The 25,202-nt window shown below is 71.1% G+C and carries 27 protein-coding genes; 17 read left to right on the forward strand and 10 right to left on the reverse strand.

Features of this window, described 5'->3' with window-relative positions:
- Nucleotides 1-173 precede the first annotated feature (173 nt).
- On the forward strand, nucleotides 174-2,225 hold the full coding sequence (gene ftsH, locus ACFYSH_RS27015; RefSeq protein ID WP_359469234.1) for an ATP-dependent zinc metalloprotease FtsH: 2,052 nt from the start codon (nucleotides 174-176) through the stop codon (nucleotides 2,223-2,225).
- A 183-nt stretch (nucleotides 2,226-2,408) separates the two neighbouring features.
- The gene (gene folE, locus ACFYSH_RS27020; protein WP_359469236.1) at nucleotides 2,409-3,014 is read left to right on the forward strand and encodes a GTP cyclohydrolase I FolE; all 606 of its coding nucleotides are present in this window, start codon (nucleotides 2,409-2,411) and stop codon (nucleotides 3,012-3,014) included.
- Nucleotides 3,015-3,089: 75 nt separating this feature from the next.
- Here the strand turns inward: folE and ACFYSH_RS27025 are convergent, their stop codons facing one another.
- From ACFYSH_RS27025 to ACFYSH_RS27050, 6 genes are all read right to left on the reverse strand, one after another.
- Nucleotides 3,090-3,575, reverse strand: a complete 486-nt coding sequence (locus tag ACFYSH_RS27025) for a DUF3180 domain-containing protein (protein WP_359469238.1) — start codon at nucleotides 3,573-3,575, stop codon at nucleotides 3,090-3,092.
- A gap of 70 nt (nucleotides 3,576-3,645) precedes the next feature.
- Nucleotides 3,646-4,257, reverse strand: coding sequence for a 2-amino-4-hydroxy-6-hydroxymethyldihydropteridine diphosphokinase (folK, locus tag ACFYSH_RS27030; protein WP_359469241.1), 612 nt, complete (start codon nucleotides 4,255-4,257; stop codon nucleotides 3,646-3,648).
- Nucleotides 4,254-4,613, reverse strand: coding sequence for a dihydroneopterin aldolase (gene folB, locus ACFYSH_RS27035; RefSeq protein WP_359469244.1), 360 nt, complete (start codon nucleotides 4,611-4,613; stop codon nucleotides 4,254-4,256). Before folB ends, folK begins: the two co-directional genes overlap by 4 nt.
- A gap of 193 nt (nucleotides 4,614-4,806) precedes the next feature.
- Nucleotides 4,807-5,289, reverse strand: coding sequence for a nuclear transport factor 2 family protein (locus ACFYSH_RS27040; protein WP_359469247.1), 483 nt, complete (start codon nucleotides 5,287-5,289; stop codon nucleotides 4,807-4,809).
- Nucleotides 5,286-6,146 (reverse strand): dihydropteroate synthase, encoded by an 861-nt coding sequence (gene folP / locus ACFYSH_RS27045; protein WP_359469250.1) that lies wholly within the window; start codon nucleotides 6,144-6,146, stop codon nucleotides 5,286-5,288. The genes ACFYSH_RS27040 and folP overlap by 4 nt, the downstream gene beginning before the upstream one ends.
- Before the next feature lie 77 nt (nucleotides 6,147-6,223).
- The gene (locus tag ACFYSH_RS27050) at nucleotides 6,224-7,402 is read right to left on the reverse strand and encodes a betaine/proline/choline family ABC transporter ATP-binding protein (RefSeq protein WP_359469253.1); all 1,179 of its coding nucleotides are present in this window, start codon (nucleotides 7,400-7,402) and stop codon (nucleotides 6,224-6,226) included.
- Between the two features lie 140 nt (nucleotides 7,403-7,542).
- On the opposite strand from ACFYSH_RS27050, the gene ACFYSH_RS27055 reads away from it, so the two are divergent.
- The 4 genes from ACFYSH_RS27055 to ACFYSH_RS27070 all read left to right on the forward strand — a co-directional run bounded on the left by ACFYSH_RS27055 (nucleotide 7,543) and on the right by ACFYSH_RS27070 (nucleotide 11,084).
- Entirely contained in the window at nucleotides 7,543-8,250 is a 708-nt protein-coding gene (locus ACFYSH_RS27055; protein ID WP_359469255.1) for an ABC transporter permease, read from the forward strand.
- 3 nt (nucleotides 8,251-8,253) lie between these two features.
- The gene (locus tag ACFYSH_RS27060; RefSeq protein ID WP_359469258.1) at nucleotides 8,254-8,928 is read left to right on the forward strand and encodes an ABC transporter permease; all 675 of its coding nucleotides are present in this window, start codon (nucleotides 8,254-8,256) and stop codon (nucleotides 8,926-8,928) included.
- Nucleotides 8,929-8,981: 53 nt separating this feature from the next.
- On the forward strand, nucleotides 8,982-9,962 hold the full coding sequence (locus ACFYSH_RS27065) for an ABC transporter substrate-binding protein (RefSeq protein WP_359469261.1): 981 nt from the start codon (nucleotides 8,982-8,984) through the stop codon (nucleotides 9,960-9,962).
- 93 nt (nucleotides 9,963-10,055) lie between these two features.
- Nucleotides 10,056-11,084, forward strand: coding sequence for a hypothetical protein (locus ACFYSH_RS27070; RefSeq protein WP_359469264.1), 1,029 nt, complete (start codon nucleotides 10,056-10,058; stop codon nucleotides 11,082-11,084).
- Between the two features lie 24 nt (nucleotides 11,085-11,108).
- Here the strand turns inward: ACFYSH_RS27070 and ACFYSH_RS27075 are convergent, their stop codons facing one another.
- Both ACFYSH_RS27075 and ACFYSH_RS27080 read right to left on the reverse strand, forming a co-directional pair.
- A complete protein-coding gene (locus ACFYSH_RS27075) occupies nucleotides 11,109-12,251 on the reverse strand; it encodes an NADH-quinone oxidoreductase subunit D (RefSeq protein ID WP_359469266.1) in 1,143 nt (380 codons plus the stop codon).
- Nucleotides 12,248-13,249, reverse strand: a complete 1,002-nt coding sequence (locus ACFYSH_RS27080; RefSeq protein WP_359469268.1) for an SAM-dependent methyltransferase — start codon at nucleotides 13,247-13,249, stop codon at nucleotides 12,248-12,250. Before ACFYSH_RS27080 ends, ACFYSH_RS27075 begins: the two co-directional genes overlap by 4 nt.
- 96 nt (nucleotides 13,250-13,345) lie before the next feature.
- Here ACFYSH_RS27080 and ACFYSH_RS27085 point away from each other — a divergent pair, with 96 nt between their 5' ends.
- Together ACFYSH_RS27085 and ACFYSH_RS27090 are read left to right on the forward strand one after the other, a co-directional pair.
- On the forward strand, nucleotides 13,346-14,554 hold the full coding sequence (locus ACFYSH_RS27085) for a sensor histidine kinase (RefSeq protein WP_359469271.1): 1,209 nt from the start codon (nucleotides 13,346-13,348) through the stop codon (nucleotides 14,552-14,554).
- A 23-nt stretch (nucleotides 14,555-14,577) separates the two neighbouring features.
- Nucleotides 14,578-15,252 (forward strand): response regulator transcription factor, encoded by a 675-nt coding sequence (locus ACFYSH_RS27090; RefSeq protein ID WP_359469274.1) that lies wholly within the window; start codon nucleotides 14,578-14,580, stop codon nucleotides 15,250-15,252.
- 143 nt (nucleotides 15,253-15,395) lie between these two features.
- On the opposite strand, the gene ACFYSH_RS27095 is transcribed toward ACFYSH_RS27090, so the two are convergent.
- Nucleotides 15,396-16,508: a DUF5937 family protein gene (locus ACFYSH_RS27095; protein ID WP_388755985.1), complete on the reverse strand. Its 1,113-nt coding sequence runs from the start codon at nucleotides 16,506-16,508 to the stop codon at nucleotides 15,396-15,398.
- A gap of 104 nt (nucleotides 16,509-16,612) precedes the next feature.
- On the opposite strand from ACFYSH_RS27095, the gene ACFYSH_RS27100 reads away from it, so the two are divergent.
- Entirely contained in the window at nucleotides 16,613-16,771 is a 159-nt protein-coding gene (locus tag ACFYSH_RS27100) for a hypothetical protein (protein WP_359469276.1), read from the forward strand.
- Here the strand turns inward: ACFYSH_RS27100 and ACFYSH_RS27105 are convergent.
- Nucleotides 16,762-17,928 (reverse strand): beta-eliminating lyase-related protein, encoded by a 1,167-nt coding sequence (locus tag ACFYSH_RS27105; RefSeq protein ID WP_359469278.1) that lies wholly within the window; start codon nucleotides 17,926-17,928, stop codon nucleotides 16,762-16,764. The genes ACFYSH_RS27100 and ACFYSH_RS27105 overlap by 10 nt on opposite strands.
- A gap of 165 nt (nucleotides 17,929-18,093) precedes the next feature.
- Here ACFYSH_RS27105 and ACFYSH_RS27110 point away from each other — a divergent pair, with 165 nt between their 5' ends.
- The 8 genes from ACFYSH_RS27110 to ACFYSH_RS27145 all read left to right on the forward strand — a co-directional run bounded on the left by ACFYSH_RS27110 (nucleotide 18,094) and on the right by ACFYSH_RS27145 (nucleotide 25,199).
- Nucleotides 18,094-19,068: a DUF2520 domain-containing protein gene (locus ACFYSH_RS27110; protein ID WP_359469281.1), complete on the forward strand. Its 975-nt coding sequence runs from the start codon at nucleotides 18,094-18,096 to the stop codon at nucleotides 19,066-19,068.
- Entirely contained in the window at nucleotides 19,065-20,078 is a 1,014-nt protein-coding gene (gene panC, locus ACFYSH_RS27115) for a pantoate--beta-alanine ligase (RefSeq protein WP_359469284.1), read from the forward strand. The genes ACFYSH_RS27110 and panC overlap by 4 nt, the downstream gene beginning before the upstream one ends.
- The gene (locus ACFYSH_RS27120) at nucleotides 20,075-21,850 is read left to right on the forward strand and encodes an L-aspartate oxidase (RefSeq protein WP_359469287.1); all 1,776 of its coding nucleotides are present in this window, start codon (nucleotides 20,075-20,077) and stop codon (nucleotides 21,848-21,850) included. Before panC ends, ACFYSH_RS27120 begins: the two co-directional genes overlap by 4 nt.
- 2 nt (nucleotides 21,851-21,852) lie before the next feature.
- Nucleotides 21,853-22,884 (forward strand): carboxylating nicotinate-nucleotide diphosphorylase, encoded by a 1,032-nt coding sequence (nadC, locus tag ACFYSH_RS27125; RefSeq protein WP_359469289.1) that lies wholly within the window; start codon nucleotides 21,853-21,855, stop codon nucleotides 22,882-22,884.
- Nucleotides 22,884-23,681 carry a type III pantothenate kinase gene (locus ACFYSH_RS27130; RefSeq protein ID WP_359469291.1) on the forward strand — a complete coding sequence of 266 codons (798 nt, stop codon included), beginning with the start codon at nucleotides 22,884-22,886 and terminating at the stop codon, nucleotides 23,679-23,681. The genes nadC and ACFYSH_RS27130 overlap by 1 nt, the downstream gene beginning before the upstream one ends.
- Nucleotides 23,682-23,821: 140 nt before the next feature.
- Nucleotides 23,822-24,418, forward strand: a complete 597-nt coding sequence (locus tag ACFYSH_RS27135) for a hypothetical protein (RefSeq protein ID WP_359469368.1) — start codon at nucleotides 23,822-23,824, stop codon at nucleotides 24,416-24,418.
- Between the two features lie 65 nt (nucleotides 24,419-24,483).
- The gene (locus tag ACFYSH_RS27140) at nucleotides 24,484-24,663 is read left to right on the forward strand and encodes a hypothetical protein (RefSeq protein ID WP_359469294.1); all 180 of its coding nucleotides are present in this window, start codon (nucleotides 24,484-24,486) and stop codon (nucleotides 24,661-24,663) included.
- A 101-nt stretch (nucleotides 24,664-24,764) separates the two neighbouring features.
- Complete coding sequence (locus ACFYSH_RS27145) at nucleotides 24,765-25,199, forward strand: BlaI/MecI/CopY family transcriptional regulator (protein ID WP_359469296.1); 435 nt, start codon at nucleotides 24,765-24,767, stop codon at nucleotides 25,197-25,199.
- The last annotated feature ends 3 nt before the right edge of the window (nucleotides 25,200-25,202 follow it).

The following is a 25,202-nucleotide window of genomic DNA, read 5'->3' on the forward strand; positions in this document are numbered from 1 at the left end:
GACTCCCGGGAACCCTCGTGGCGTTCGGGCCGTTGGAGCTTTCGAAGACGGGGTTGTCGGGCCTCCCCTGCGGTCACGGGTGACAATGCTGGGGTACCGTCCGAAGAACAGTCTTTTCTCACAGCAGCATTTACCTACGGGCAGGAGGGACGGGGCGACTTCGCTCCGTATGGATGGACGTGAAGCGATACTTCCGTGGGCCGGTCATGTGGATCGTGCTGGCCGTCCTCGCCGTGGTCGTGCTGATGCAGGTCGTCGGCTCGTCCGGCGGCTACAAGACGGTGGACACCGGCAAGGTGATCCAGGCGATCAGCAAGAACCAGGTGGAACAGGCCAAGCTGACCACCGGTGACGAACAGATCCTGAAGATCGAGCTGAAGGACAAGCAGAAGCTCGAAGGCGAGTCCGGCAGCAAGTTCCAGGCGAGCTACATCGGCAACCAGGGTGTCGAGCTTGCCGATACGCTGCAGAAGAAGTTCGAGAGCGGTGACATCGAGAAGGGTTACACCGTCTCGCCGTCGAAGCAGTCCCCGTTCGTCTCGATCCTTCTCTCCCTGTTGCCCTTCGTCCTGATCGTGGTCGTGTTCCTGTTTCTGATGAATCAGATGCAGGGCGGCGGCTCCAAGGTCATGCAGTTCGGCAAGTCGAAGGCCAAGCTGATCACCAAGGACACGCCGAAGACGACGTTCGCCGATGTGGCGGGGTCGGACGAGGCCGTCGAGGAACTGTACGAGATCAAGGAATTCCTCCAGGAGCCGGCGAAGTTCCAGGCCGTCGGCGCCAAGATCCCCAAGGGCGTCCTGCTGTACGGGCCGCCCGGTACGGGTAAGACGCTGCTCGCTCGCGCCGTCGCAGGCGAAGCGGGCGTCCCGTTCTACTCGATCTCCGGTTCCGACTTCGTCGAGATGTTCGTCGGTGTCGGTGCCTCCCGTGTCCGTGACCTCTTCGAGCAGGCCAAGGCGAACGCTCCGGCGATCGTCTTCGTCGACGAGATCGACGCCGTCGGACGGCACCGCGGTGCCGGCATGGGCGGCGGTCACGACGAGCGCGAGCAGACGCTCAACCAGTTGCTCGTCGAGATGGACGGCTTCGACGTGAAGGGCGGCGTCATCCTGATCGCCGCCACGAACCGGCCCGACATCCTCGACCCGGCGCTGCTGCGTCCGGGACGCTTCGACCGGCAGATCGCCGTCGACCGGCCGGACATGCAGGGCCGTCTCGAGATCCTCAAGGTGCACCAGAAGGGCAAGCCGGTCGCGGAGGACGTCGACCTCAACGCGGTCGCCCGTCGTACGCCCGGCTTCACCGGTGCCGACCTGTCGAACGTGCTGAACGAAGCGGCGCTCCTCACGGCGCGCAGCAACAAGAAGCTGATCGACAACCACATGCTCGACGAGGCCATCGACCGCGTCGTGGCGGGTCCGCAGAAGCGGACCCGGATCATGTCCGAGAAGGAAAAGAAGATCACCGCGTACCACGAGGGCGGACACGCCCTGGTCGCGGCGGCCTCGCCCCAGTCGGACCCGGTCCACAAGATCACGATCCTCTCCCGCGGCCGTGCCCTCGGTTACACGATGGTGCTCCCGGAAGAGGACAAGTACTCCACGACGCGCAACGAGATGCTCGACCAGCTGGCGTACATGCTGGGCGGGCGTGCGGCCGAGGAGCTGGTCTTCCACGACCCGACGACCGGTGCTGCGAACGACATCGAGAAGGCCACTGCCACGGCCCGCGCGATGGTCACGCAGTACGGCATGACCGAGCGCCTGGGCGCGATCAAGTTCGGTGGAGACAACACCGAGCCGTTCGTGGGCCGGGAGATGGGCCACCAGCGCGACTACTCGGAAGAGGTCGCGGCGCTGGTCGACGAAGAGGTCAAGAAGCTCATCGAGACCGCGCACAACGACGCGTGGGAAATCCTCGTCGAGAACCGCGACATCCTCGACGCACTGGTCCTCGAGCTCCTCGAGAAGGAGACGCTCGGCAAGGAGCAGATCGCCGAGATCTTCGCCCCGATCGTGAAGCGCCCGGCTCGCCCGGCGTGGACCGGTTCCGCCCGGCGTACCCCGTCGACGCGTCCGCCGGTGCTCTCTCCCAAGGAGCTGGCCCTGACCAACGGCGCTGCCAATGGTTCGGCCACCCCGGAGATCGCGCCCAAGGACATCACGTCGAAGAACACCGGCACCTCCCCGGAGGCGCTCCCCGAGGATCGCCCCGAGAGTTAGCCCCTGCCCGACCTGGTGTGTCCCCTGTCACGGGGGCTCCACCAGGCCCGGAATGGATGCCGCGCCCCCCAGGTTCTAGCCTGTGGGGGCGCGGCTATTTCGTTTGCTGCGCCATGCCTGTCCCGTCATGTGCGAGGTCCGGGCGGGCCTGCGCGTGTGACTGCACAGAGGAACGAGGCACAGATGACCGACCCGGTGACGCTGGACGGGCAGGGTTCGATCGGCGTATTCGACGAGAAGCGGGCGGAGGCCGCCGTACGGGAGCTTCTCCTCGCTGTCGGGGAGGACCCGGACCGCGAAGGTCTGCTCGAGACCCCGGGCCGTGTGGCGCGTGCGTACAAGGAAATATTCGCGGGACTCCACCAGGAGCCCGAGGACGTCCTGACGACGACGTTCGACCTCGGTCATGACGAGATGGTGCTGGTCAAGGACATCGAGGTGTTCAGCACCTGCGAGCATCACCTCGTGCCCTTCCACGGTGTCGCGCACGTCGGCTACATCCCGGCGACGAGCGGCAAGATCACGGGGCTGTCGAAGCTGGCCCGGCTGGTCGACGTCTACGCCAGGCGGCCGCAGGTCCAGGAGCGGCTCACCACGCAGATCGCCGACTCCCTGATGGCGATCCTGGAGCCGCGCGGGGCCATCGTCGTCGTCGAGTGCGAGCACATGTGCATGTCGATGCGGGGCATCCGCAAGCCCGGGGCGAAGACGATCACGTCTGCCGTTCGCGGGCAGCTGCGCGATCCAGCTACCCGCGCGGAGGCGATGAGCCTCATCATGGCGCGCTGAGAAGGAACGCCGAGGAGGGAAACGGGGATCGCTGCGTAGAGCCGACGCGTGTGGCCCGTGGTGACGGGCCGGCTCTCAGGCGGCCTGAGCCGTGTTCCTCTCGTCGTCCCCGTCGTCCGGGAGCTTGCAGACACGCTCCAGGAACATGGCGGCGGCGATGACCGCGACGCCCGCCAGGACGGCGAAGCCGGCGTAGATGGCCTGATCCCGTCGGGGCGGGACGTCGAGGGAGCCGAGCAGGAAGACGCCGGTGCCGCCGTACATCCCCGCGACCAGAGCGACGACGAGGGCACTCGCCTGGCCGAAGAGCACGGCGCGTGCCGCCATCATCGGCTCCACACCCTTCGCTCCGGGACGACGCTCCCGCTGGGCGCGCAGCCGTGCACGGATCGACAGGGCGGCGGCCAGCAGGACGACGGCGATCACAGCCAGCACGACGGGGGCGGCGAGCGGCACGCTCGGCAGTGTCCCCAGGGAGTCCCAGAGACGGGCTCCGCCCCAGGACAGCACGCCGGCTCCGGCGAAGAGGCCGGCCAGGAGCCCGAGCCGTAGTTGCTTCACCGAGAGTGCCGCCCTTCGTCGCCGTTGCCCGTGTCGTTCGCCCGTAGGCGGTAGTCCTTGAGCCTAACGACTACTCGGGCAGACGGAGTTCCAGGTCGGGCCGGGGGAGCACTCCCTCGCGGCCGACACCGGCCAGCAGCCCGGCCACCGGGCCGGCGCCGGGCAGCTGGGCCTCCGGCTCCACGTCGTGCCACGGGGCGAGGACGAAGGCGCGCTCGCGGGCGCGCGGGTGCGGGAGGGTCAGCAGGGGGTCGTCGGAGACGACGTCGGCGTACGAGACGATGTCGACGTCGATGGTGCGAGGCCCCCAGCGCTCGTCGCGGACGCGGTCGAAGGCCTCCTCGATGGCCTGGCCACGCTCCAGGAGTGACGAGGGGGGCAGGGTCGTCCTCACGACGATCACCGCGTTGAAATACGACGGCTGGGAGCCGGGATCGACGCCCCAGGGCTCCGTCTCGTAGACCGGGGAGACGGCTTTGACCCGGAGGCCGGGGGTGTCCTCCAGGGCGTCGATCGCGCCCTGGAGCGTCTCCAGCCGGTTGCCGAGGTTGGAGCCGAGGGAGATCACGGCGCGTTTGGGGTTGGAGAGGGTGACGTCTGCCGCGTCGACCTGCTCGACCACGGCGGCGGGGACCGGCTGTACGGTCGGGTCGCTCTGCCCCTCGGTGGAAAATGCAGTCATGCTCGGCTCCGGATGATGGTGATGGTCACGTCGTCGAAGGGGACGGTGATCGGGGCATCCGGCTTGTGGACGACGACCTCGACCTCCTCGACCCCTTCGTGCTTGAGGCACTGCTGCGCGATGCGTTCCGCGAGGGTCTCGATCAGGTCGACCGGCTCACCCCTGACGACATCGACGACCTCTTCCGCGACCACGCCGTAGTGAACGGTCTTCGACAGGTCGTCGGCGGCTGCCGCGGGGCGGGTGTCCAGGCCCAGCACCAGGTCCACGATGAAGGTCTGGCCCTCTTGCCGTTCCTTGGGGAAGACACCGTGGTTCCCACGGGCCTTGAGGCCGCGCAGCGCGACACGATCCACGCGAATCACTCCTGCTGTTCGTCGTCTCTGGAGACACCCGGCCGCGTGCGGGCGGTGGAGTGCCTTCTTTCGAATCTACCCGCGAGCACCGACAGCGACCGCCCGCGGGGGCGCGGACCGGCCCGGCAGGGGGTTGGTAGCCGCGTATACCCCGCGATGAGGGTGCGCAATCCCCGCGAACCACTCCGCCCGCTCAGGTGGTCGGCTCTTCGTCCTCTTCCTCGCCGGTATCGGCCAGTACGGGGGAGCCGTGGTGGGACCAGAGCTTCCAGCCCTCCGGTGTGCGCCGGAACACGTTGGTGGCGACGACGAGCTGTCCCACGAGTGGGCCCAGTGCGTCCCCCTCCTCCGCGGGGCCGCCGCTGAGGATGTTCTCGGTGCAGGTCACCAGCGCGGTGTCGCCGGTCATGGACACCACGACATCGGTCAGGAAGAACTGGATGTACTCGGTGTTGGCCATGATCAGCGCATAGCTCCGCAACACCTCACCACGGCCGGTGAGCACCGGCCAGCCCGGGTGGACGCAGGAGACGGTGAGGTCCTCCCCGGGCAGCCACAGGCCGGAGAGCGCGTCGAGATCGCCGCGTTCCATCGCCTCGTAGAAGGCGGTGTTGGCCCGCTCGACCGCCGCGATGTCGGCGGCGGCCTCCTCGTGCTCGTCGCGGGCGGCGCTCACGCGGCTCCCTCGACGGCGCGGGCGACCCGCACGGCGTCGGCCGTGGGCCGTACCGCGTGCACCCGGACCGCCCAGGCGCCCGCGTCGGCCGAGAGGGCGGAGATCGCGGCCGTCGCGGCGTCCCGCTCGCGGGCGGGCGGCGGGGCGGCGCCCTCGCCCGCCAGGACACGGCCGAGGAAACGCTTACGGGAGGCGGCGACGAGCAGCGGCCTGCCCAGGTCCCGCAACCGGCCGAGGTGCGCGATCAGCGCCAGGTCCTGGGCGGCGTCCTTGGCGAAGCCGAGCCCTGGGTCGATCACCAGCTTCTCCGGGTCGACACCGCCGTCGATCACGGCCTCCATGCGCGCGCGCAGCTCGGCCACGACCTCGCCGACGACGTCCGCGTACACCGCGCGGCTGTTCATCGACTCGCTGAAACCGCGCCAGTGCATGACGACGAAAGGCACTCCGGCGTCCGCGACGACCGGGATCATGCCCGGGTCCGCCAGGCCACCACTCACGTCGTTGACCAGGGCCGCACCGGCGGCGACGGACTGCTCGGCGACACTGGCCCGCATGGTGTCCACGGAGATGGTGACGCCCTCGGAGGACAGTCCCCGCACCACGGGGAGCACCCGCCGCAGTTCCTCGGCCTCGTCCACCCGGCTGGCGCCGGGGCGGGTCGACTCACCTCCGACGTCGATCAGGTCCGCACCCTCGGCCACCAGTTCGAGGCCGTGCTTGATCGCCGCAGTGGTGTCGAACCAGCGGCCACCGTCGGAAAAGGAGTCGGGCGTCACATTGACGACTCCCATGACCGCACATCGGTCCCACTCCGGCAGACCCCGGACCGTGCCCCGCCCTCGCAACGTACTCATGCGACCAGCCTAGGCCGTGTCGGCGAAGGGGGCGGTCGGTCGGTACGCACACCCTTCGGACGTGGCGCGGGCCCCGCTCAGGGGGAGCCGGCGCCCGCCACGGTCTCCACGGCGACCTGGGCGCGCGGCACGTCCTGTGCGTCCGCGTCGATCGAGCGACGCAGGGCCTCATGGAGGCGGGCAGGGGTGAGGACCCCGAGGAAGCGGCCGGTGCCCTCCTGGTCGATGACGGCGATCCAGCCGGCGTCGTGCTGCAGCATCGTGGCGAAAGCCTGCTTGAGCGGCGCACCGAGCGGCAGCCACGCCTCCATGCGGCGGGCGTGCTCCCGGACCGTGCCTTCGGCCGTCGCCGCCCCGCCACCCGCCGGGACCCAGCCGTGCAGCTTGTCCTGGCTGTCGAGGACGACCGCCCAGCGCGCGCCGCCGGCCCGCAGCCGCTCGGTGGCCTTCGCCAGCGGATCGTCGAGATGGACGACCGGCGGCTGTTCCAGGTCGCTCTCCTCGATGGGGGTGACCGAGAGCCGCTTCAGGCCCCGGTCCGCCCCCACGAAGTCGGCGACGTACGGCGTGGCCGGGGCCCCGAGCACGGTGGCAGGGGTGTCGAACTGCTCGATGCGGCCCTGCCCGTACACGGCGATCCGATCGCCGAGCCGGACGGCTTCCTCGATGTCATGGGTGACGAACAGCACGGTCTTACGGACCTGTGCCTGCAGTTTCAGGAACTCGTTCTGCAGCCTTTCCCGTACGACCGGATCGACGGCGCCGAAAGGCTCGTCCATCAGGAGTACCGGCGGGTCGGCGGCCAGGGCCCTTGCCACGCCCACCCGTTGACGCTGACCACCGGAAAGCTGCTCGGGATAGCGACCGCCATAAACGGAGGGATCCAGTCCGACGAGATCGAGTAGTTCGGCTGCGCGCTTCCTGCCCTTTTCCCGTCCCCAGCCGAGGAGATGGGGAACGGTCGCCGTGTTCTCCAGGACCGTCTTGTGGGGGAAGAGGCCGACCTGCTGGATCACATAACCGATACGGCGGCGGAGCCGGACCGGGTCGATGGCGGATATGTCGTCCCCGTCGAGGAATATCCGGCCGTCGGTCGGTTCGGTCAGACGGTTCACCATTTTCATGGTGGTCGTCTTGCCACAGCCGGAAGGCCCGACGAGCGTGACCAGTTCACCCTCGGCGACCTCGAAGGAAAGGTCGTCGACGGCGGTGGTGCCGTCCGCGTACCGCTTGGTGACGTGCTCGAAACGGATCATGGTTCCCCATTGTGACGCGGGCTCTGTGAAGGCCATGTTGCCGGAATACGACAGCCTCGGCGATTGTCGGTGGTCGAGGATAGGGTCACTCATGACCGGATCAGGGGTGGCATCGCGACGGTGAACAGGGGGTGGGGCGGATGGCCGAGCAGAACTGCCTGGTCGCGAACGACTGGATCTGCGGAGAGTATCTACGCTCCCGCAGCCATGAGTTGGCCGAGGCGACCGTCCAGCACATCTGGATCACAGCGGCTTCCGTACTGATAGGGCTCGCGGTCGCATTTCCGCTCGCGCTGCTCGCGCGCCGGGGACGGCGTTTCGCCGCTCCGGTGCTGGGCCTCACCACCGTGCTCTACACCGTGCCCTCACTCGCGATGTTCTCGCTGCTGCTGCCGCTCTTCGGGCTGTCCGCGGCACTCGTGGTCACCGGGCTGGTGCTCTACTCGCTGACCATCCTCGTCCGCAACATCCTGGCGGGCCTGGAAGCGGTTCCGCAGGAGGCCAGGGACGCCGCGAAAGGCATGGGGTACGGACCCGTCCGGCTCCTCTGGGAGGTCGAACTCCCCCTGGCACTACCGGCGCTGATGGCCGGGCTGCGGATCGCCACGGTGTCGACGGTCGCGCTGACCACGGTCGGCTCGCTGGTCGGCAAGGGAGGCCTCGGCAATCTCATCGAGGACGCGCTGCCCAGCTTCTTCAAAGCCCAGGTGCTCACCGCCTCGGTGCTCTGCGTGCTGCTCGCGGTGGCCGCGGATCTGCTGCTGCTCGGCGTGCAGCGACTGCTCACGCCCTGGACCCGGATACGGACGCCCGCCGGGGCGGGCATCGCGAAGGCGGAGGCGGTCTGATCCATGGGAGTCATCGGGGAGGCGTGGACCTGGCTCACCACCGGCGCCAACTGGTCCGGGGACGGCGGGGCGGCACACCGGCTGACCGAGCACCTGTACGTCAGCGGGATCGCCCTCGCGGCGGCCTGTGTCATCGCCCTGCCGGTCGCGCTGTACCTGGGGCACGTGGGCAAGGGGGGCGCCCTCGCGATCAACCTCTCCAACGTGGGGAGGGCGGTCCCGGTGTTCGCGGTGCTGGCCCTCTTCATGATGACGCCCCTGCGCAACTCCGGCTATCTGCCGACGGTCATCGCGCTGGTGCTGTTCGCCGTGCCCCCGTTGCTCACCCATGCCTACGTCGGGATGACGGAGGTGGACCGGTCGGTGGTGGAGGCCGCGCGGGGCATGGGGATGTCCGGCGCGCAGCTCTTCGTACGGGTCGAACTTCCCCTCGCCTACCCGATGATCATGAGCGGTCTCCGGTCCGCCGCCGTCCAGGTGGTCGCCACCGCCTCGATCGCCGCGATGGTCGGCCTCGGAGGCCTGGGCAGGATCATCACCGCAGGATTCAACACCTACGACACCGCGCAGGTCTTCGCGGGCGCCGTGCTGGTCGCCCTCCTGGCCCTCGTGGTGGAGGGCGTTCTCGTGGCGTTGGACCGGTTGCTGTCGCCCCTGCGGCGGCGCCGGACCGTATGAGGGCGCGGACTTCCAGGACTGTGCACACCATTTTTTCGCGGACGGAGAACAGCATGAGCAGGACCTCGCGCATAGCGGGTGCGGTCGTCGCAACGGTCGCGCTGGCAGGGTCGCTCGCCGCCTGTGGCGGCGACAGCCTGGAGAAGGAGAAGAGCGGTTCCGGCACGGGCGCCGGCGCGGACTCCGCGAAGGGCTCGCTCGTCGTCGGTGCCGCAGGCTTCACCGAGTCCAAGGTGCTTGCCGAGCTGTACGCCCAGGTCCTGGGCGGCGCCGGATACGACGCCTCGGTCACGACGGTGAAGAACCGTGAACTGTACGAACCGTCCTTGGAGAAGGGCGAGATCGACGTCGTCCCGGAATACGCCGCGACCCTGGCGGAATTCCTCAACGCCAAGGTCAACGGAGCGAAGGAGGCCGAGTCGAAGCCGGTCGCCTCGGGTGACGTGGCGGCCACCGTCGCCGCGCTGGAGAAGCTCGCGACCCCGCTCGGACTGAAGGTCCTCCCGGCGGGCAAGGCGGTCGACCAGAACGCCTTCGCGGTGTCCAGGGAATTCGCCGACAAGAACAACCTCAAGACACTTTCGGATCTCGGCAGTTCCAAGATCAAGGTGAAGATCGCTGCCGGTGACGAGTGCGAGGTGCGCCCGTTCTGCGCCCCGGGGCTGAAGAAGACGTACGGCATCGATGTCACCGGGATCGACCCCAAGGGGGTCGGCACGCCGCAGTCCAAGCAGGCGGTCAAGGACGGCAAGGACCAACTGGTCCTCACGACCACCACGGACGCGGTGCTGGACTCCTACGGCCTGGTGTTCCTGGAGGACGACAAGAAGCTGCAGAACGCGGACAACGTCCTTCCCGTCGTCAATGCCGAGGATGCGGGCGCTCCCGAGATCGCCGAGGCGCTCGGGAAGCTCACCGGCGTACTCACCACGGAGGATCTGGCAGAACTGAACCGCAAGGTCGACGCGGAGCGCGCCAAGCCCGCCGATGCGGCTGCGGACTATCTCCGGTCGAAGGGGCTGATCAAGAAGTAAAAAGGCGTACGGGAAGGCTACTTAGGTAACCGGCGGGGAACAGATTGGCGGGCGGACTCCCAAGTGACTCGTACGCACGGTAAATTTCGAGCCATGCCACGAGGACGCCACCGCCATTCGCCGCCCCTTCACAGAATCCTGCCTCCCGTCGTGGTGGCCGGAGTGCCGGTCCTCTGTGCCGCCGGCGCCTGGTTCCTCGCGGACCCCCTGCCGCTGCGCGCTCTGGTGGCGGTGACGGCGGCCGCCGCCGTCACCGGTGCCTGGCTGATGCGTGGCTGGGACCGGGCCGCCGGGTTGCGTGTCGCGGAGCTGACCCGCGCCCGGGCGAGCGAGGAGTGGAAGGCCGAGGAGCGCATAGCCGAGATCGAGGCGGACCTCGAGGAATCACGGGAACTGCGCACCCGGCTGGAGACCAAGCTGCGCCGCAAGCGCGTGGAACTCGCCGCACTGCGGGGCGAGCACGCCGCGCTGCTGCGCCGGTACGCCAATGCCGAGACGGAGCGGGCCAGCGCCCTGGAGGGCCGCAGGCAGCTCGCCATCGAGGCGTCCTCACCACGTGAGCTGCTGCCAGCGCGGTCCACGCCGACGCCGGGCTCCTATCTGCGTGCCGCCCAGGCCCTGCGGGACCTGACGCGCAACGCCGCACTCCAGGAGGCGCGCCGCACGGCCGAGTCGGCCCGGCGGCGCGACCTCGCCGAGCGGTCGGCGGACAGGGACACGGAGGGCGACGGCCCCAAGGGGAAGCACGCGGCGGTCGTCGGAGCGGGTGACCTCCAGCACCGCCGTCCCGAGGCAACCCTCCCCGCGCCGCAGTTGTCGCCCGCCCCCGTGCGCCCGCCCCGCGCCGTGCCCGCGGCATCCGCCGTCGTCCCGTACGCCGCGGCGCGCCGTCATCTCGTCCCGCAGGGCACCTTCGACTTCTTCGGCACGCAGAAGGCGAACGCCGAGATCGAGGCCGTGCAGAACGAGGACCTCGCGGACGTGGTGGGCGAGGAGGCACTCGCGGCGCACCGTACGACCGCGGCCGGGAACCGTGCCGTCGGCAAGGTCATCGACCTGACGGCGCACGACGACACCGAGCAGCTGGAGATCGTGGAGCTGCGCAGCGCCATCTCCTCCTGAAGGCTGTCCCAGCCGTGGGGGTCCTTACTTGTCGATGTCCCCGACGACGAAGAAGAGTGAGCCCAGGATCGCCACCATGTCGGCGACGAGCGTGCCCGGCAGCAGTTCGGTGAGCGCCTGGATGTTGTTGAACGAGGCGGAGCGCAGCTTCAGCCGGTACGGGGTCTTCTCACCGGTCGACACCAGGTAGTAGCCGTTGATGCCCAGCGGATTCTCCGTCCACGCGTAGGTGTGGCCCTCCGGGGCCTTCAGCACCTTGGGCAGCCGCTGGTTGATGGGCCCGGGCGGCAGGTCGGCGATCCGTCCCAGGCAGGCGTCGGCGAGGTCCAGCGCGTTGTGGGTCTGCTCCAGCAGGCACTCGAAGCGGGCCAGGCAGTCGCCCTCGGTCCGGGTGACGACCTTCAGCGTGTCCCGCAGCTCCCCGTACGCCAGGTACGGCTCGTCGCGCCGCAGGTCGAAGTCGACCCCGGATGCGCGGGCGATCGGCCCGGACACCCCGTAGGCGTGCACGGCCTCGGCGGACAGCACGCCCACGCCGCGGGTACGGCCCCGGAAGATCTCGTTGCCGAGCACCAGCCGGTCGTACACGTCCATCCGTGAGCGCACGGACGCCACCGCGTCCCTGGCCCGGCCGAGCCAGCCCGCGGGCAGGTCCTCCTTGAGGCCGCCGACCCGGTTGAACATGTAGTGCATCCGGCCGCCGGAGATCTCCTCCATCGCGGCCTGAAGCTCCTCACGCTCCCGGAACGCGTGGAACATCGGGGTGATCCCGCCGAGTTCCAGGGGGTAGGAGCCGAGGAACATCAGATGGTTGAGGACCCGGTTGAGCTCGGCGAGCAGTGTCCTCGTCCAGACGGCGCGCTCAGGGACCTCCATGCCGAGCATCCGCTCGACGGCCATGACGACCCCGAGCTCGTTGGAGAACGCCGACAGCCAGTCGTGGCGGTTGGCGAGCATGATGATCTGCCGGTAGTCCCTGGCTTCGAACAGCTTCTCGGCGCCTCGGTGCATGTAGCCGACGACGGGTTCCGCCTGCTGGATCCGCTCGCCGTCCAGAACGAGCCGCAGCCGGAGCACCCCGTGGGTGGAGGGATGCTGCGGACCGATGTTCAGCACCATGTCGGTGCTCTCCGCCGCGCCGCCGATGCCGATGGTCGTCTCCGTCATGCGGGACAGTATCCCTCCTCGCGATCCGGGACCCGGTGCCGCAGCCAGCCGAAGTCGCCGAGCCCGCCCCGCGCCGTCAGCTCCGCCGCCTCTCCGGCCGAGGCGAGCGCCCGCACGTAGCCGACGGGGTCGGCCGACGCCCGTGCCAGCGGGGGGCGTTCGCCGCCGACGCCCAGCTCCCGCAGCGCCGTCCGCTGATCCAGGAGCTCGGCCGCTCCCCCTGCCGCCGCCGCGCAGGAGTCCAGCGCCACGTGGGAGGTGAGGTCGCAGCTCCCGTCGGGCACCGGCGGTACCTCGCGGCCGTCCCGGAACCCGGTCAGCGTCCCGAACGGCGGCCTCGACGCCCGTACATGCGCGTAATCCACCGCCACCGCGGTGCCGCCGGCCAGCGAGGAGACGGCCAGCGCCCAGGCCTCGTCGCGGGGCCGGCCGATCTCCGCGCGGTCGCCGGGCCGGGACAGCGGCCACCAACGGCTCAGCCAACCGGCGTCCGCCCCGGTCACCGGATCACCGAGCCGCTCGGTGCCGTCCGCCCTCCGCACGAGGACGTAGCGGGGCACCCCGTCCGCGTCGGCCTCGGCGACGTCCGTCGGGACGTTGTCCAGCCATTCGTTGGCGAACAGCAGCCCCCGCACACCCCGCGGGGGTTCGGCGCACCATTCGACGGCCGGGTCAAGACCGGGTGGGCGCGGGGCGAGCTCCACGGCGTACGCCCGTACGGTGAGCCCCGGGGCCAGGGTCCCGTCCCGCAGGGCCGCCAGCACCCCGGCCGACAGCTCGCCGCGGCCCGCTCCCACGTCGACCAGGGCGACCGAGTCGGTCCCCAGCTCCCGTGCCGTGCCGGCCAGCAGCCGGGCGACGGCGGTGGCGAACAGCGGGGAGGCGTGCACCGAGGTGCGGAAATGGCCCGCGGGGCCCTCCGGGCGCCGGTAGAACCCGTCTTCCCCGTACAAAGCGGTCTCGGCGGCTTCCCGCCAGCGGCACCAGTCATACGTCACGTAGGCAAGTCTCCACCTTGGGGAGTACGGTCCCAGGACCCGGATCGGCCCTTCGGCTGACCCGGGCACCGATCAGCTGTCCCTACGCTGGGTAACGTGCAGCGCTTCTACGATTTCATCCGCAGACACCCGACGGGCGTCGACATCCTCTGGGCTGTCCTCCTCCTCGGGGTCTCCGGCGTGTCCATCGTGGCCGACCAGGTCGGTGGCGGCCGGGAGCGCGTGGCCGCGGTGCCGATCGCCGTGGGTCTGTCCGTCGTCGTCGCGCTGCGCCGTCGTGCTCCGGAGAGGATGCTGCTGCTCGCGATCCTGATGGGGATCGCCCAGCTGCTGTTCGGTGTGCGGCCCGGTGCGGCGGACTTCGCCCTGCTGGTGATCACGTACACCGTGGCCACGGTGGGGGAGCGCTGGGCTTCCCGGCTCGCCCTCGGGTGCAGCCTGACCGCCGCGGGGCTCTCGCGGCTGCGCTGGCCCGACGACGCCCCGGTGGGCGGCTGGGCGCAGACGGCCGGTTACGTCGTCATCATGACCGTGCCCTTCGTCCTGGCCTGGGTGCTCGGTGACTCGATACGCACCCGGCGGGCCTACTTCAGCCAGCTGGAGGAGCGGGCCGCCCGGCTGGAACGGGAGCGCGAGGCGCAGTCGAAGGTCGCCGTGGCCGCCGAACGGGCCCGAATCGCCCGCGAACTGCACGACGTCGTCGCGCACAACGTCTCGGTGATGGTGGTGCAGGCCGACGGCGCCGCGTATGTCATGGACTCGTCCCCCGGGCAGGCCAAGCAGGCGCTGGAGACGATCTCCGGCACGGGCCGCCAGGCGCTGGCCGAGATGCGGCGGCTGCTCGGAGTGCTCAGGACCGGCGATGCGCAGGAGAGCGGGGAGTACGTCCCCCAGCCCGATGTCGGGCAGATCGAGGAACTCGTCGGCAAGGTCAGGGAGACCGGCCTCGCGGTGGACTTCAAGATCGAGGGCACCCCGCGCCCGCTGCCGAGCGGGGTCGAGCTGACCGCGTACCGCATCGTCCAGGAAGCCCTCACCAACACCCGCAAGCACGGTGGCCCGGATGCCGGGGCGAGCGTGCGGCTGGTCTACTTCGACGACGGCCTGGGCCTGCTGGTCGAGGACGACGGCCGCGGAGCCCCGCACGAGCTCTACGCGGACGGTGGGGCCGACGGCGCGGGACAGGGAATGATCGGTATGCGCGAGCGGGTCGGCATGGTCGGCGGCACGCTCGACGCGGGCCCGCGCCAGGGCGGCGGATTCCGGATCAGCGCCCTGCTCCCGCTCAAGCCGGCCAACCAGTGACGACAGGAACAGGACACCACCGCATGGCGATCCGAGTGATGCTCGTCGACGACCAGGTGCTGCTGCGCACCGGCTTCCGGATGGTGCTCGCCGCCCAGCCGGACATGGAGGTCGTCGCGGAGGCCGGCGACGGGGCCGAGGCGATCGAGGTACTGAGGGCCACGGCCGTCGACGTGGTGCTGATGGACGTACGCATGCCACGGCTCGACGGCGTCGAGGCGACCCGGCGCATCTGCGCACAGACCGATCCGCCCAAGGTGCTGATCCTGACCACGTTCGACCTGGACGAGTACGCGTTCTCCGGCCTGAAGGCCGGCGCGAGCGGGTTCATGCTCAAGGACGTACCGCCGGGCGAACTGCTCTCCGCCATCCGCTCGGTGCACAGCGGCGACGCCGTCGTGGCGCCGTCCACGACCCGCAGGCTGCTCGACCGGTTCTCCCCGATGCTGCCGAGCGGCAGGAAGGAGCCGCAGCACAAGCGGGTCGAGAAGCTGACCGAGCGGGAACGCGAGGTGATGCTCCTGGTCGCCCAGGGCCTGTCGAACGGCGAGATCGCCGGCCGGCTGGTGCTGTCCGAGGCGACCGTGAAGACCCATGTGGGACGCATCCTGACCAAACTGGGCCTGCGCGACCGCGTCCAGGTGGTCGTCCTCGCGTACGAGACGGGGCTGGTCAGGGCCGGTGGCCAGGGGGGCTGACGGCGCGGGCTGTCCTCCACGGACCGACGGGCCGTCCGGCGGGGATCGGCCTCCTGCCGGACACGGACGGCCCGCGGCGGCACCGCGTCCGGCGTACCTGGACGAGTACCAGGCACGCTCGCTTCGAGCGACCCGTGGGCCGCTCAGCGCAGGACGCCCTCCAGGAAGTCGCTGCCCAGCCGGGCCACGACCGTCAGGTCCAGTGAGTGCAGGACGTACCGGCCGCGTCGGCGGGTGGTGACCAGGCCGGCCTTCTTGAGCAGGGCCAGGTGGCGGGAGACCTCCGGCGGCGTGATGCCGTGCGAGTCGGCGAGTTCGCCCGTGGTGTACGGGGAGCGGGCCAGGTTGCGGCACATCCGCATGCGCATGGGGTGGGCCAGTGCCCCCATCCGGAGCTGGAGCAGCTCGACGGAGGCGGGGGAGGGCAGCTCGGGGCGGTGCACCGGGTAGTGGATCACGGGACGCCAGCCGGGGGCGTGCAGCACCGTCAGGTGCGGCCAGCCGAAGCTGGTCGGGATGAGGGTGAGACCGGTGCCCGCGGCCGCCCCCCTGGCCTCGGTCCGCCCGGTGGTCAGCTTGTCGACGACGATCCTGTCCGTTTCCTCTTCCAGGGACAGGGCCGCGGAGACCGCGCCCAGGGCAGCGCCGAGGCCCTTGCGCCGGAGCACCTCGGTCTTGTGCCGGGCGTCGGCGGCCAGCTGCACCTGGGCCCGCTGCCAGGTGTCGGCGAAGAACGCGTGGTCGCAGTCCTCGAAGAGGCGTCGCACCCAGCCGCGTACGGAGCCGGGGTCGGCCAGCAGCTGCCGGGTGAAGGCCAGCTGCTTCGGGCCTCTGGCCGACGCCATGTCGAGCGCACGGGTGCGCATCGCGCTGTCACCGAGCGGGGAGGGGCCCCCGGTTCCGTACAAGCTCGTGCAGCTGAACTCCAGGGCGGCCGACACGAACCGTTCGTCGTCGAGCCGGTCCAGGATGTCCAGATCCTCGGCGAGGGTCGATCCGGTCCTGCCGTCCCCGCCGCGGACTCCGGCGAACGGCATGAAGACGTCGGAGAAGATGTTGCGCCACAGGAACTCCGCCTCGTGCAACCGGTCCGCGAGGTCCGGCTCCAGGGCCGCGGAGGTCGCGGTCGCCCAGCCGTGCAGGCCGGGGTGGTGCCCGGGCTCGGAGAGCGCGTGCAGGGCGAGCCCCAGCTCGGCGAGGGGGGAGGTCTCGAAAACTATGCGCTCGGGGGGCAGGCCCGCGATGTCGATGTGCACGCTCACCCCTCCATGGTGCCGGGCGCGGGGGCGGGATCCGATGTCACTTGACGACGGCCGTCAATCCACGGGCGGACCTGCCGGGCCGGGGCGAGGCTGGAGGCATGGACATCGTTCAGCAGTACATGCTCGACAGCCTGCGCGCCGATCAGCACGGCGAGGTGCCGCCCCCGTTGCCCGGCTCGCACGACCAGGAGGTTCTGCGCACCATCCGCCGGCGCATCCGTGACTGGGCCGCCGCCCACCGCCCGCCCTACTCCTGAGGCGCCGCCTGCTCCGGGAGACGCCTGACGAACCCGGCCACCGCTGTCCGTACGTCGTCGGCCGTCCACTCCAGCCCCGCCGACGCCACCGTGACCTCGGTGTACGAGAGTCCGGGCGGACCCGCCGGGGCCGGGGACCAGCGGCGGAAGAGCGTCACACCCGTCTCCTCGGCCTGGAGCACCGACGCCTCGTCCAGCACCTGCGAGGCGTAGGGCAGCCAGACCTGGAACTGGTGCGTGTGCGGTGGTTCAGGGTGCACCCTGAACCACGGAACCGCCGATGCGGCGAGGCCCTCCGTCAGGGCACCGGCGACCACCTTCGCGTGCGCGACGTACGACGGCAGCCTCGGCAGCTCCCGTTCCAGGCCCAGCAGTGCGGAGAGAGCTGCCGGGTACTGCTGGAAGACCTGACCGCCGTAGCGGTGGCGCCAGGTCCTCGCCTCCTCGATCAGTGTGTCCGGGCCGGCGAGCACCGCTCCGGACAGACCGTCCAGGGACTTGTAGAACGACACGTACACACTGTCGGCGAGCGCCGCGATCTCCGGCAGACCGCGCCCGAAGTGCGAGGCGCACTCCCAGAGGCGCGCCCCGTCCAGATGCACCACCGCGTCCCGCGCCCGGGCGGCGGCCACGACGGCCTCCAGCTCCTCCCAGGAGGGCAGGACGAATCCGGCGTCCCGCAGCGGCAGCTCCAGCATCAGCGTGCCGAACGGCTCGGGGAAGTCACGGATCTCGTCCGCCGTGACCTGCCGGGGTGCGGTCGTCGGATGCACGGTGCGCAGTCCGCTCACCGAGGTGAGTGCGCCGCGCTCATGCACCTCCGGGTGGGAGAGCGGATGCAGGGCCACGACCGGATCACCCGTGCGCCCTGCCCAGCACCGCAGCGCGACCTGCTGGGCCATCGTCCCCGTGGGGAAGAACGCCGCGGCCTCCATGCCCAGCAGGTCCGCCGTGCGCCGCTCGACCTCGGCGACCACCCCGTCGCCGTACACGTCCGTCCATGCGCCCGGGTCGTGGACCGAGCCGGCGTCGGCGGCCAGTGAGGCCAGCCGCCCGGCCAGCGGGTGGTCCGCGGACATCCGGGCCAGCACCCTTCCCGACTGCTGCCAGGCGGTCAGCCTGCGGTTGCGCTGCTCCTGCTCATCGGTGACTCCCATGGGACGATCATCACCCGGGCCGCTGACACGGCCCGCCCCGGGTTCCTCGCCGCCGAAAGTTATCCACAGGCTGTGGACGGTCGGGGCGTGGGGCGAAACGCTGGCGTAGCATGCAGAGAAATCGTCCGGTACCCCCCGCGGACTGGAACGGAAGGCCGTCGCCGCGTGAACGCATCAGTCTCCAAGGAAGCCCTCGACGCGAGGGACCGTCCCGCCCGCCTCACCGTCGGCGTCGTCGGCGCGGGCCGGGTCGGCCCGGCCCTCGCCGCCTCGCTGCAGCTCGCCGGGCATCGTCCGGTCGCGGTGTCGGGCGTCTCCGACGCATCCGTGCGCCGGGCCGCCGCGCTGCTCCCCGACGTCCCCCTGGTGACCCCGGCCGAAGTGTTGTCACGGGCCGAGCTCGTGCTGCTGACGGTCCCCGACGACGCGCTGCCCGGTCTGGTCGAAGGCCTCGCCGAGACCGGCGCCGTACGACCGGGCCAGCTGCTCGTCCACACCTCCGGGCGGTACGGGACGAAGGTGCTCGATCCCGCGCTGCGGGCCGGGGCGCTCCCGCTCGCCCTGCATCCGGCCATGACCTTCACCGGCAGCTCCGTCGACGTCCAGCGGCTGGCCGGCTGCTCCTTCGGGGTCACCGCCCCCGAGGAGCTCAGACTCGCCGCCGAGGCGCTCGTCATCGAGATGGGCGGCGAGCCCGAGTGGATCGCCGAGGAGTCCCGGCCGCTCTACCACGCGGCGCTCGCCCTCGGCGCGAACCACCTGGTCACCCTCGTCGCGCAGTCCATGGAGCTGCTCCGCGCAGCTGGTGTCGGCTCGCCCGACCGGATGCTCGGCCCCCTGCTCGGGGCCGCGCTCGACAACGCCCTGCGCTCCGGTGACGCCGCGCTGACCGGCCCCGTCGCCCGGGGCGACGCGGGGACGGTGGCCGCGCACATCCGTGAGCTGCGCGCGCACGCCCCGCAGACGGTGGCCGGATATCTCGCCATGGCGCGTGCCACGGCCGACCGGGCGCTGGACCACGGCCTGCTGAAGCCGGAGTTCGCGGAGGACCTCCTCGGCGTCCTGGCGGACAGCCGTGCCGCGAACGGAACGAACGGAACACACGGCCCGGACGACTCCGGACCGGGGGAGAAGCGATGAACACCGCACCCGCCACCCTGCTGCGCTCCGCCGCGGAGCTGGACGCCCTCGCCCGGACCCCCGGGACGCGCCGAGCCGTCGCCATGACGATGGGCGCGCTCCACGACGGCCACGCCACCCTGATCCGGGCGGCACGGGCCGCCGCGGGGCCCGACGGCCAGGTCGTGGTCACCGTGTTCGTCAACCCGCTCCAGTTCGGCGAGGCCGCCGACCTCGACCGCTACCCCCGCACCCTGGAGGCCGACCTCGCCATCGCCACGGAGGCCGGTGCCGACGCGGTCTTCGCCCCCTCCGTCGACGAGGTCTACCCCGGAGGCGAACCCCAGGTCAGGATCACCGCAGGCCCCATGGGCGAACGGCTGGAAGGCGCCGCCCGCCCCGGGCACTTCGACGGCATGCTCACCGTCGTCGCCAAACTCCTCCACCTCACCCGGCCGGACGCGGCGTTCTTCGGACAGAAGGACGCCCAGCAGCTGGCCCTGGTCCGCCGCATGGTGCGCGATCTCAACTTCGGCATCGACATCGTCGCGGTGCCGACCGTCCGTGACCCGGACGGCCTCGCGCTCTCCAGCCGGAACCGCTTCCTCTCCGCCGAGGAGCGCCGGACCGCCCTGGCCCTGCCCAGGGCCCTCTTCGCCGCACGCGACCGGCTGGTGGCCCAGCAGACACTGCACGCCAGGGCCCGGACGGTTCCGGAGAACGACGGCCGGGCCGCCGCCCTCACCCGTCTCGGAGAGGCCCGCGCGGCCGCCGACACCCAGGCCGTGGCGCTGGCCCGGCCGACCGTGACGGCCGCCGCGGTGCTGGCCGCCGCACGGGCCGTCCTGGACGAGGCGGCCGGAGAAGCGGTGCCCCTCGCCCTGGACTACGTGGCGCTCGTGGACCCGGCGGACTTCACCGAGGTCCCCGACGACCGTGTCAGTGGCGAGGCGGTCCTCACCGTCGCCGCGCGGGTGGGAGAGACCCGTCTTATCGACAACATCCCGCTGACCCTCGGAGCCCTCACGTGACCGGCATACGGCTGACCGCCCCCGCTCCCGGCTGGGCCATCGACGCGGACGTCGTCGTGGTCGGCTCCGGCGTGGCCGGTCTCACCACCGCCCTGCGCTGCGCCGCGGCGGGCCTCGCGACCGTCGTCGTCACCAAGGCCCGTCTCGACGACGGCTCCACCCGCTGGGCCCAGGGCGGCATCGCCGCGGCGCTCGGCGAGGGCGACACCCCCGAGCAGCACCTCGACGACACCCTGGTCGCCGGGGCCGGCCTGTGCGACGAGACGGCGGTGCGCACCCTGGTCACGGAGGGCCCCGACGCCGTACGCCGGCTGATCGACACCGGTGCGCACTTCGACACCACCGACACCGGGGCGATCGCCCTGACCCGTGAGGGCGGCCACCACCGCCGCCGCATCGCGCACGCGGGGGGCGACGCGACGGGCGCCGAGATCTCCCGCGCCCTGGTCGAGGCGGTCCGCTCGGCCGCCCTGCGCACCATCGAGAACGCCCTGGTCCTGGATCTGCTCATGGATGCCGAAGGCCGTACGGAGGGGGTCACCCTGCACGTCATGGGCGAGGGCCAGCACGACGGCGTGGGCGCCGTCCGCGCCCCGGCCGTGGTGCTCGCCACCGGAGGCATGGGCCAGGTCTTCTCCGCCACCACCAACCCGCCGGTCTCCACGGGCGACGGGGTGGCGCTCGCGCTGCGGGCCGGCGCCGAAATCTCCGACCTCGAATTCGTCCAGTTCCACCCGACCGTCCTGTTCCTCGGCGCCGGATCGGAGGGCCAGCAGCCGCTGGTGTCCGAGGCGGTACGCGGCGAGGGCGCCCACCTCGTCGACGCCTCCGGCACCCGCTTCATGCTCGGGCAGCACGAGCTGGCCGAGCTCGCCCCCCGCGACATCGTCGCCAAGGCCATCACCCGCCAGATGCACCTCCAGGGCACCGAGCACATGTATCTCGACGCCCGCCACTTCGGCGCCGCGATGTGGGAGCAGCGCTTCCCGACGATCCTCGCCGCCTGCCGCGCCCACGGCATCGACCCCGTCACACAGCCGATCCCGGTGGCCCCCGCCGCGCACTACGCCTCGGGCGGCGTGCGTACGGACCTGCGGGGCCGCACGACGGTGCCCGGCCTGTACGCCTGTGGCGAGGTCGCCTGCACGGGAGTGCACGGCGCGAACCGGCTGGCGTCCAACTCCCTCCTGGAGGGGCTGGTCTTCGCCGAGCGCATCGCGGACGACATCGCCGAGTCCGCCGGTGACCCGGGCACCGAGCCCGTCTCCCGCCGTGTCCCCGTGGCGGAGCCCGCAGCCCACACCGTCCCGCTGCTCACCGCGGAGTCCCGGACCACGATCCAGCGGATCATGACCAGGGGCGCCGGGGTCATCCGTTCCGCCGACAGTCTCGCCACCGCGGCCGCGGAACTGCGGGCACTCCAGGGCGCCGCGGCCGCCGCCGACGAGGAAGACCCCAAGGACGCCGTACCGGGGGTGGACGCGTGGGAGGCCACGAACCTGCTGCTCGTCTCGCAGGTCCTGGTGGCCGCCGCCAGGGAGCGTGAGGAGACCCGCGGCTGTCACTGGCGTGAGGACCGTCCCGACCGCGACGACGCCGCCTGGCGCCGTCACCTCGTCCTCCGTGTCGCCGCCGGCCGGCAGCCCGCCGTCCGCACGACGGACAGCGCCGCGTTCCCGCCCGTACGTCCCGGAGACCCTGCGCACCCCACACGCACCGCACCGTCCGACAGTCTCCGCCCCAACCCCGCCGACGCCCCCGAGGAGCCGTAACCGTGAGCACGCCCGAAGAGAATCCGCGCCCCACACCCGTGGACGTACCGCTGATCCACATCGGCGCACCCGCCGAGTCCGGGAGCGGCTGCGGTGACGGCTGCGGCTGCGGTGACGGCTACGACCCCGACGGGCTGGAGTGCGGTCTCGACCCCGCCCTGGCCCAGCTCCTGGCCGACGCCGGTCTTGACCCGGTCCAGGTCGAGGACATCGCCCACGTGGCGATCGAGGAGGACCTCGACGGGGGCGAGGACGTCACCACCGTGGCGACCGTCCCGGAGGACTCCGTCGCCACCGGCGACTTCACGGCGCGCGAGGCGGGCGTGGTCGCCGGTCTGCGCGTCGCCGAGGCCGTCCTGTCCATCGTCTGCACCGACGCGTTCGAGGTCGAGCGGCACGTCGAGGACGGCGACCGTGTCGTGCCCGGCCAGAAGCTGCTCACGGTCACGACCCGCACCCGTGACCTGCTCACCGGCGAGCGCAGCGCGCTCAACCTGCTCTGCAGGCTCTCCGGGATCGCGACCGCGACCCGTGCCTGGGCCGATGTGCTCGAGGGCACCGGGGCGAAGGTCCGCGACACCCGCAAGACCACCCCGGGACTGCGCGCGCTGGAGAAGTACGCGGTGCGCTGCGGCGGCGGGGTCAACCACCGCATGTCGCTCGTCGACGCGGCGCTGGTCAAGGACAACCACGTGATCGCGGCAGGCGGTGTCGCCGAAGCGTTCCAGCGCGTCAGGAAGGCGTTCCCGGAGCTCGCGATCGAGGTGGAGGTCGACACCCTGGAGCAGGTCCGCGAGGTGCTCGACGCCGGTGCCGACCTGATCCTGCTGGACAACTTCACCCCGGCGGGCACCGCCGAGGCGGTCGCCCTCGTCGACGGCCGTGCGGTGCTGGAGTCCTCGGGCCGTCTCACCCTCGACTCCGCCCGCGCCTACGCCGAGGCCGGCGTCGACTACCTGGCCGTCGGTGCGCTCACGCACTCCTCGCCGATCCTCGACATCGGCCTGGACTTCCGCGACGAGGCCGGCGCCTGATGCTGCTCACCATCGACGTGGGCAACTCCCACACCGTCCTCGGCCTGTTCGACGGCGAGGAGATCGTCGAGCACTGGCGGATCTCCACCGACTCCCGGCGCACGGCGGACGAGCTCGCCGTCCTGCTCCAGGGCCTCATGGGCATGCACCCGCTGCTCGGGGTCGAACTCGGCGACGGCATCGAGGGCATCGCGATCTGCTCGACCGTGCCCGCCGTGCTGCACGAGCTCCGGGAGGTCACCCGCCGCTACTACGGCGACGTCCCGGCGGTCCTCGTGGAGCCGGGCGTCAAGACCGGTGTCCCGGTCCTCACGGACAATCCGAAGGAGGTCGGCGCGGACCGCATCATCAACGCGGTCGCCGCCGTCGAGCTCTACGGCGGCCCGGCCATCGTCGTCGACCTCGGCACGGCCACGACCTTCGACGCGGTCTCGGCGCGCGGCGAGTACACCGGCGGGGTGATCGCCCCCGGCATCGAGATCTCCGTGGAGGCACTCGGGGTGAAGGGCGCCCAGCTCCGCAAGATCGAGCTGGCGCGTCCCCGCAGCGTGATCGGCAAGAACACCGTCGAGGCCATGCAGTCGGGCATCGTGTACGGCTTCGCCGGTCAGATCGACGGTGTGGTCCAGCGCATGAAGAAGGAACTGGCGTCCGACCCCGACGAGGTCACCGTGATCGCGACCGGTGGCCTTGCTCCGATGGTGTTGGGTGAGTCCTCCGTCATCGACGAGCACGAGCCCTGGCTGACGCTCATCGGGCTGCGCCTCGTGTACGAGCGCAACATCGCCCGGATGTAGGACGCACCCGCGACCACCTGCGGGAACGACCCGGCGGCGCGGTGCCCGACGCCGCGCCGCCGAGCGAGCAGTTAAGCGGATTTTGTCCATTTAGCACGTATTGTCGTTCCATGCCCACGCCCTACGGATCACGCGGCGGCATGGCGTTCAGCGCGGACGAGCTCCGGGTGCTCCGACGTGCCCTCGCCAACGCCCTCCACCCCACACCCCTGCCGGACGAGGATGTCCAGGACTGCCTGCGCCTCGCGAACGCGGTGGACGAGGTGGCGAACGAGGCGGGCCGGCTGCGCGCTTTCCTCCTCGCCGACCTCGCCCGCTACCGGGACGCCCTTCCCGGCTCGCTCAGCGGCTACCTGGAGCTCCTCCAGGACGCCCTCGCGGCCGGCTACGACCCCCGCCCCGACGACCTGGCCGCCCTGCGTACCCTGCGTGCCGGGCCGGTCGCCGCGGCCCTGCTGGAGCGCTGCCAGGTGCTCGCCGAGCGTTCGGTGCGGGTCCGCCTCGCCGGTCGCGCCGTACGCGCCACGACGCCCGCCCCGCGCAGTCGGCTCCTGGCCCTCCCCGGGGGACTGTCGGCGGCCAAGGAGCCCGAACGGCCCCGGACCCCGTCGGGACCCGCCGCGCCGGCCCGCCCGCCGGCCCCGGGAGAACGGCCGATGCCCAAGCCGTCCGAGGCGTTCCCGCCCCGCCGACGGCCGGCACCGGCCCCACCGCCCGAGGAGCGCGCCGTGTCCTGAGGTGCCGACGCGCCTGAGGGGTGCCCGGGAGTGGCCGGAATGCCGGGGTCGCTACCCTGGACGGCATGGACTACGTATCCGCGCTCGTTCCCCCCGTGGTGATGGCTGTCTTCTTCGTCGCCCTTGTCGTGGTGATCATCAAGAGCCAGGGCGGCCCGAACAAGGCCAAGGAGGACGCCGCCGTGGACGCGGTGCTCGCCCGCGCCGAATCGGCCGAGCAGACCCCGCGGACCGAAGGCGTCTGACCGGACCTGAGTACGAAGGGCGTACGGCTCCCCTGGAGCTGTGCGCCCTTTTGTCATCCCTGAATTATCCCATTCCAGACATCTAGCACTAAGGTGACACTGTGCCTCGCCAATTGGGAGAGCTGGAAGACACCGTGATGACGCGGGTCTGGCAATGGAACCGTCCGGTCACCGTGCGGGAGGTCCTCGAGGACCTGCAACAGGAACGGTCCATCGCGTACACGACCGTCATGACGGTAATGGACAATCTCCATCAGAAGGGCTGGGTCCGCCGGGAAGTGGACGGCCGGGCATATCGATATACGGCGGTCTCCACCCGGGCCGCATACTCGGCCGCACTGATGAACGAGGCCTGGTCGCAGAGCGACAACCCGGCGGCCGCACTGGTCGCCTTCTTCGGCATGATGTCCGCGGAGCAGCGCGAAGCTCTCCGGGACGCGATGCGGGTCGTCGCGCCCACCTTCTCCGATCCCGCCGAGAGTCGCCCCGATGACGGGACCACGGCCGATGAAGCACCGCCGGGAAGTGGGCGATAGCGT

Source organism: Streptomyces sp. NPDC005791 (assembly GCF_042871485.1).
In the GTDB taxonomy this organism is placed as follows: Bacteria; Actinomycetota; Actinomycetes; order Streptomycetales; family Streptomycetaceae; genus Streptomyces.

Coding starts and splice junctions, on each gene's coding strand:
- ACFYSH_RS27100 (WP_359469276.1), top strand. CDS start 16,613: ATGGACATCGTTCAGCAGTACATGCTCGACAGCCTGCGCGCCGATCAG.
- ACFYSH_RS27055 (WP_359469255.1), top strand. CDS start 7,543: ATGGCCGAGCAGAACTGCCTGGTCGCGAACGACTGGATCTGCGGAGAG.
- folE (WP_359469236.1), top strand. CDS start 2,409: ATGACCGACCCGGTGACGCTGGACGGGCAGGGTTCGATCGGCGTATTC.
- ACFYSH_RS27135 (WP_359469368.1), top strand. CDS start 23,822: ATGGCGTTCAGCGCGGACGAGCTCCGGGTGCTCCGACGTGCCCTCGCC.
- panC (WP_359469284.1), top strand. CDS start 19,065: ATGAACACCGCACCCGCCACCCTGCTGCGCTCCGCCGCGGAGCTGGAC.
- ftsH (WP_359469234.1), top strand. CDS start 174: ATGGACGTGAAGCGATACTTCCGTGGGCCGGTCATGTGGATCGTGCTG.
- ACFYSH_RS27105 (WP_359469278.1), bottom strand. CDS start 17,928: ATGGGAGTCACCGATGAGCAGGAGCAGCGCAACCGCAGGCTGACCGCC.
- ACFYSH_RS27060 (WP_359469258.1), top strand. CDS start 8,254: ATGGGAGTCATCGGGGAGGCGTGGACCTGGCTCACCACCGGCGCCAAC.
- ACFYSH_RS27090 (WP_359469274.1), top strand. CDS start 14,578: ATGGCGATCCGAGTGATGCTCGTCGACGACCAGGTGCTGCTGCGCACC.
- ACFYSH_RS27130 (WP_359469291.1), top strand. CDS start 22,884: ATGCTGCTCACCATCGACGTGGGCAACTCCCACACCGTCCTCGGCCTG.
- ACFYSH_RS27070 (WP_359469264.1), top strand. CDS start 10,056: ATGCCACGAGGACGCCACCGCCATTCGCCGCCCCTTCACAGAATCCTG.
- ACFYSH_RS27050 (WP_359469253.1), bottom strand. CDS start 7,402: ATGATCCGTTTCGAGCACGTCACCAAGCGGTACGCGGACGGCACCACC.
- ACFYSH_RS27140 (WP_359469294.1), top strand. CDS start 24,484: ATGGACTACGTATCCGCGCTCGTTCCCCCCGTGGTGATGGCTGTCTTC.
- ACFYSH_RS27065 (WP_359469261.1), top strand. CDS start 8,982: ATGAGCAGGACCTCGCGCATAGCGGGTGCGGTCGTCGCAACGGTCGCG.
- folK (WP_359469241.1), bottom strand. CDS start 4,257: ATGACTGCATTTTCCACCGAGGGGCAGAGCGACCCGACCGTACAGCCG.
- ACFYSH_RS27075 (WP_359469266.1), bottom strand. CDS start 12,251: ATGACGGAGACGACCATCGGCATCGGCGGCGCGGCGGAGAGCACCGAC.
- folP (WP_359469250.1), bottom strand. CDS start 6,146: ATGAGTACGTTGCGAGGGCGGGGCACGGTCCGGGGTCTGCCGGAGTGG.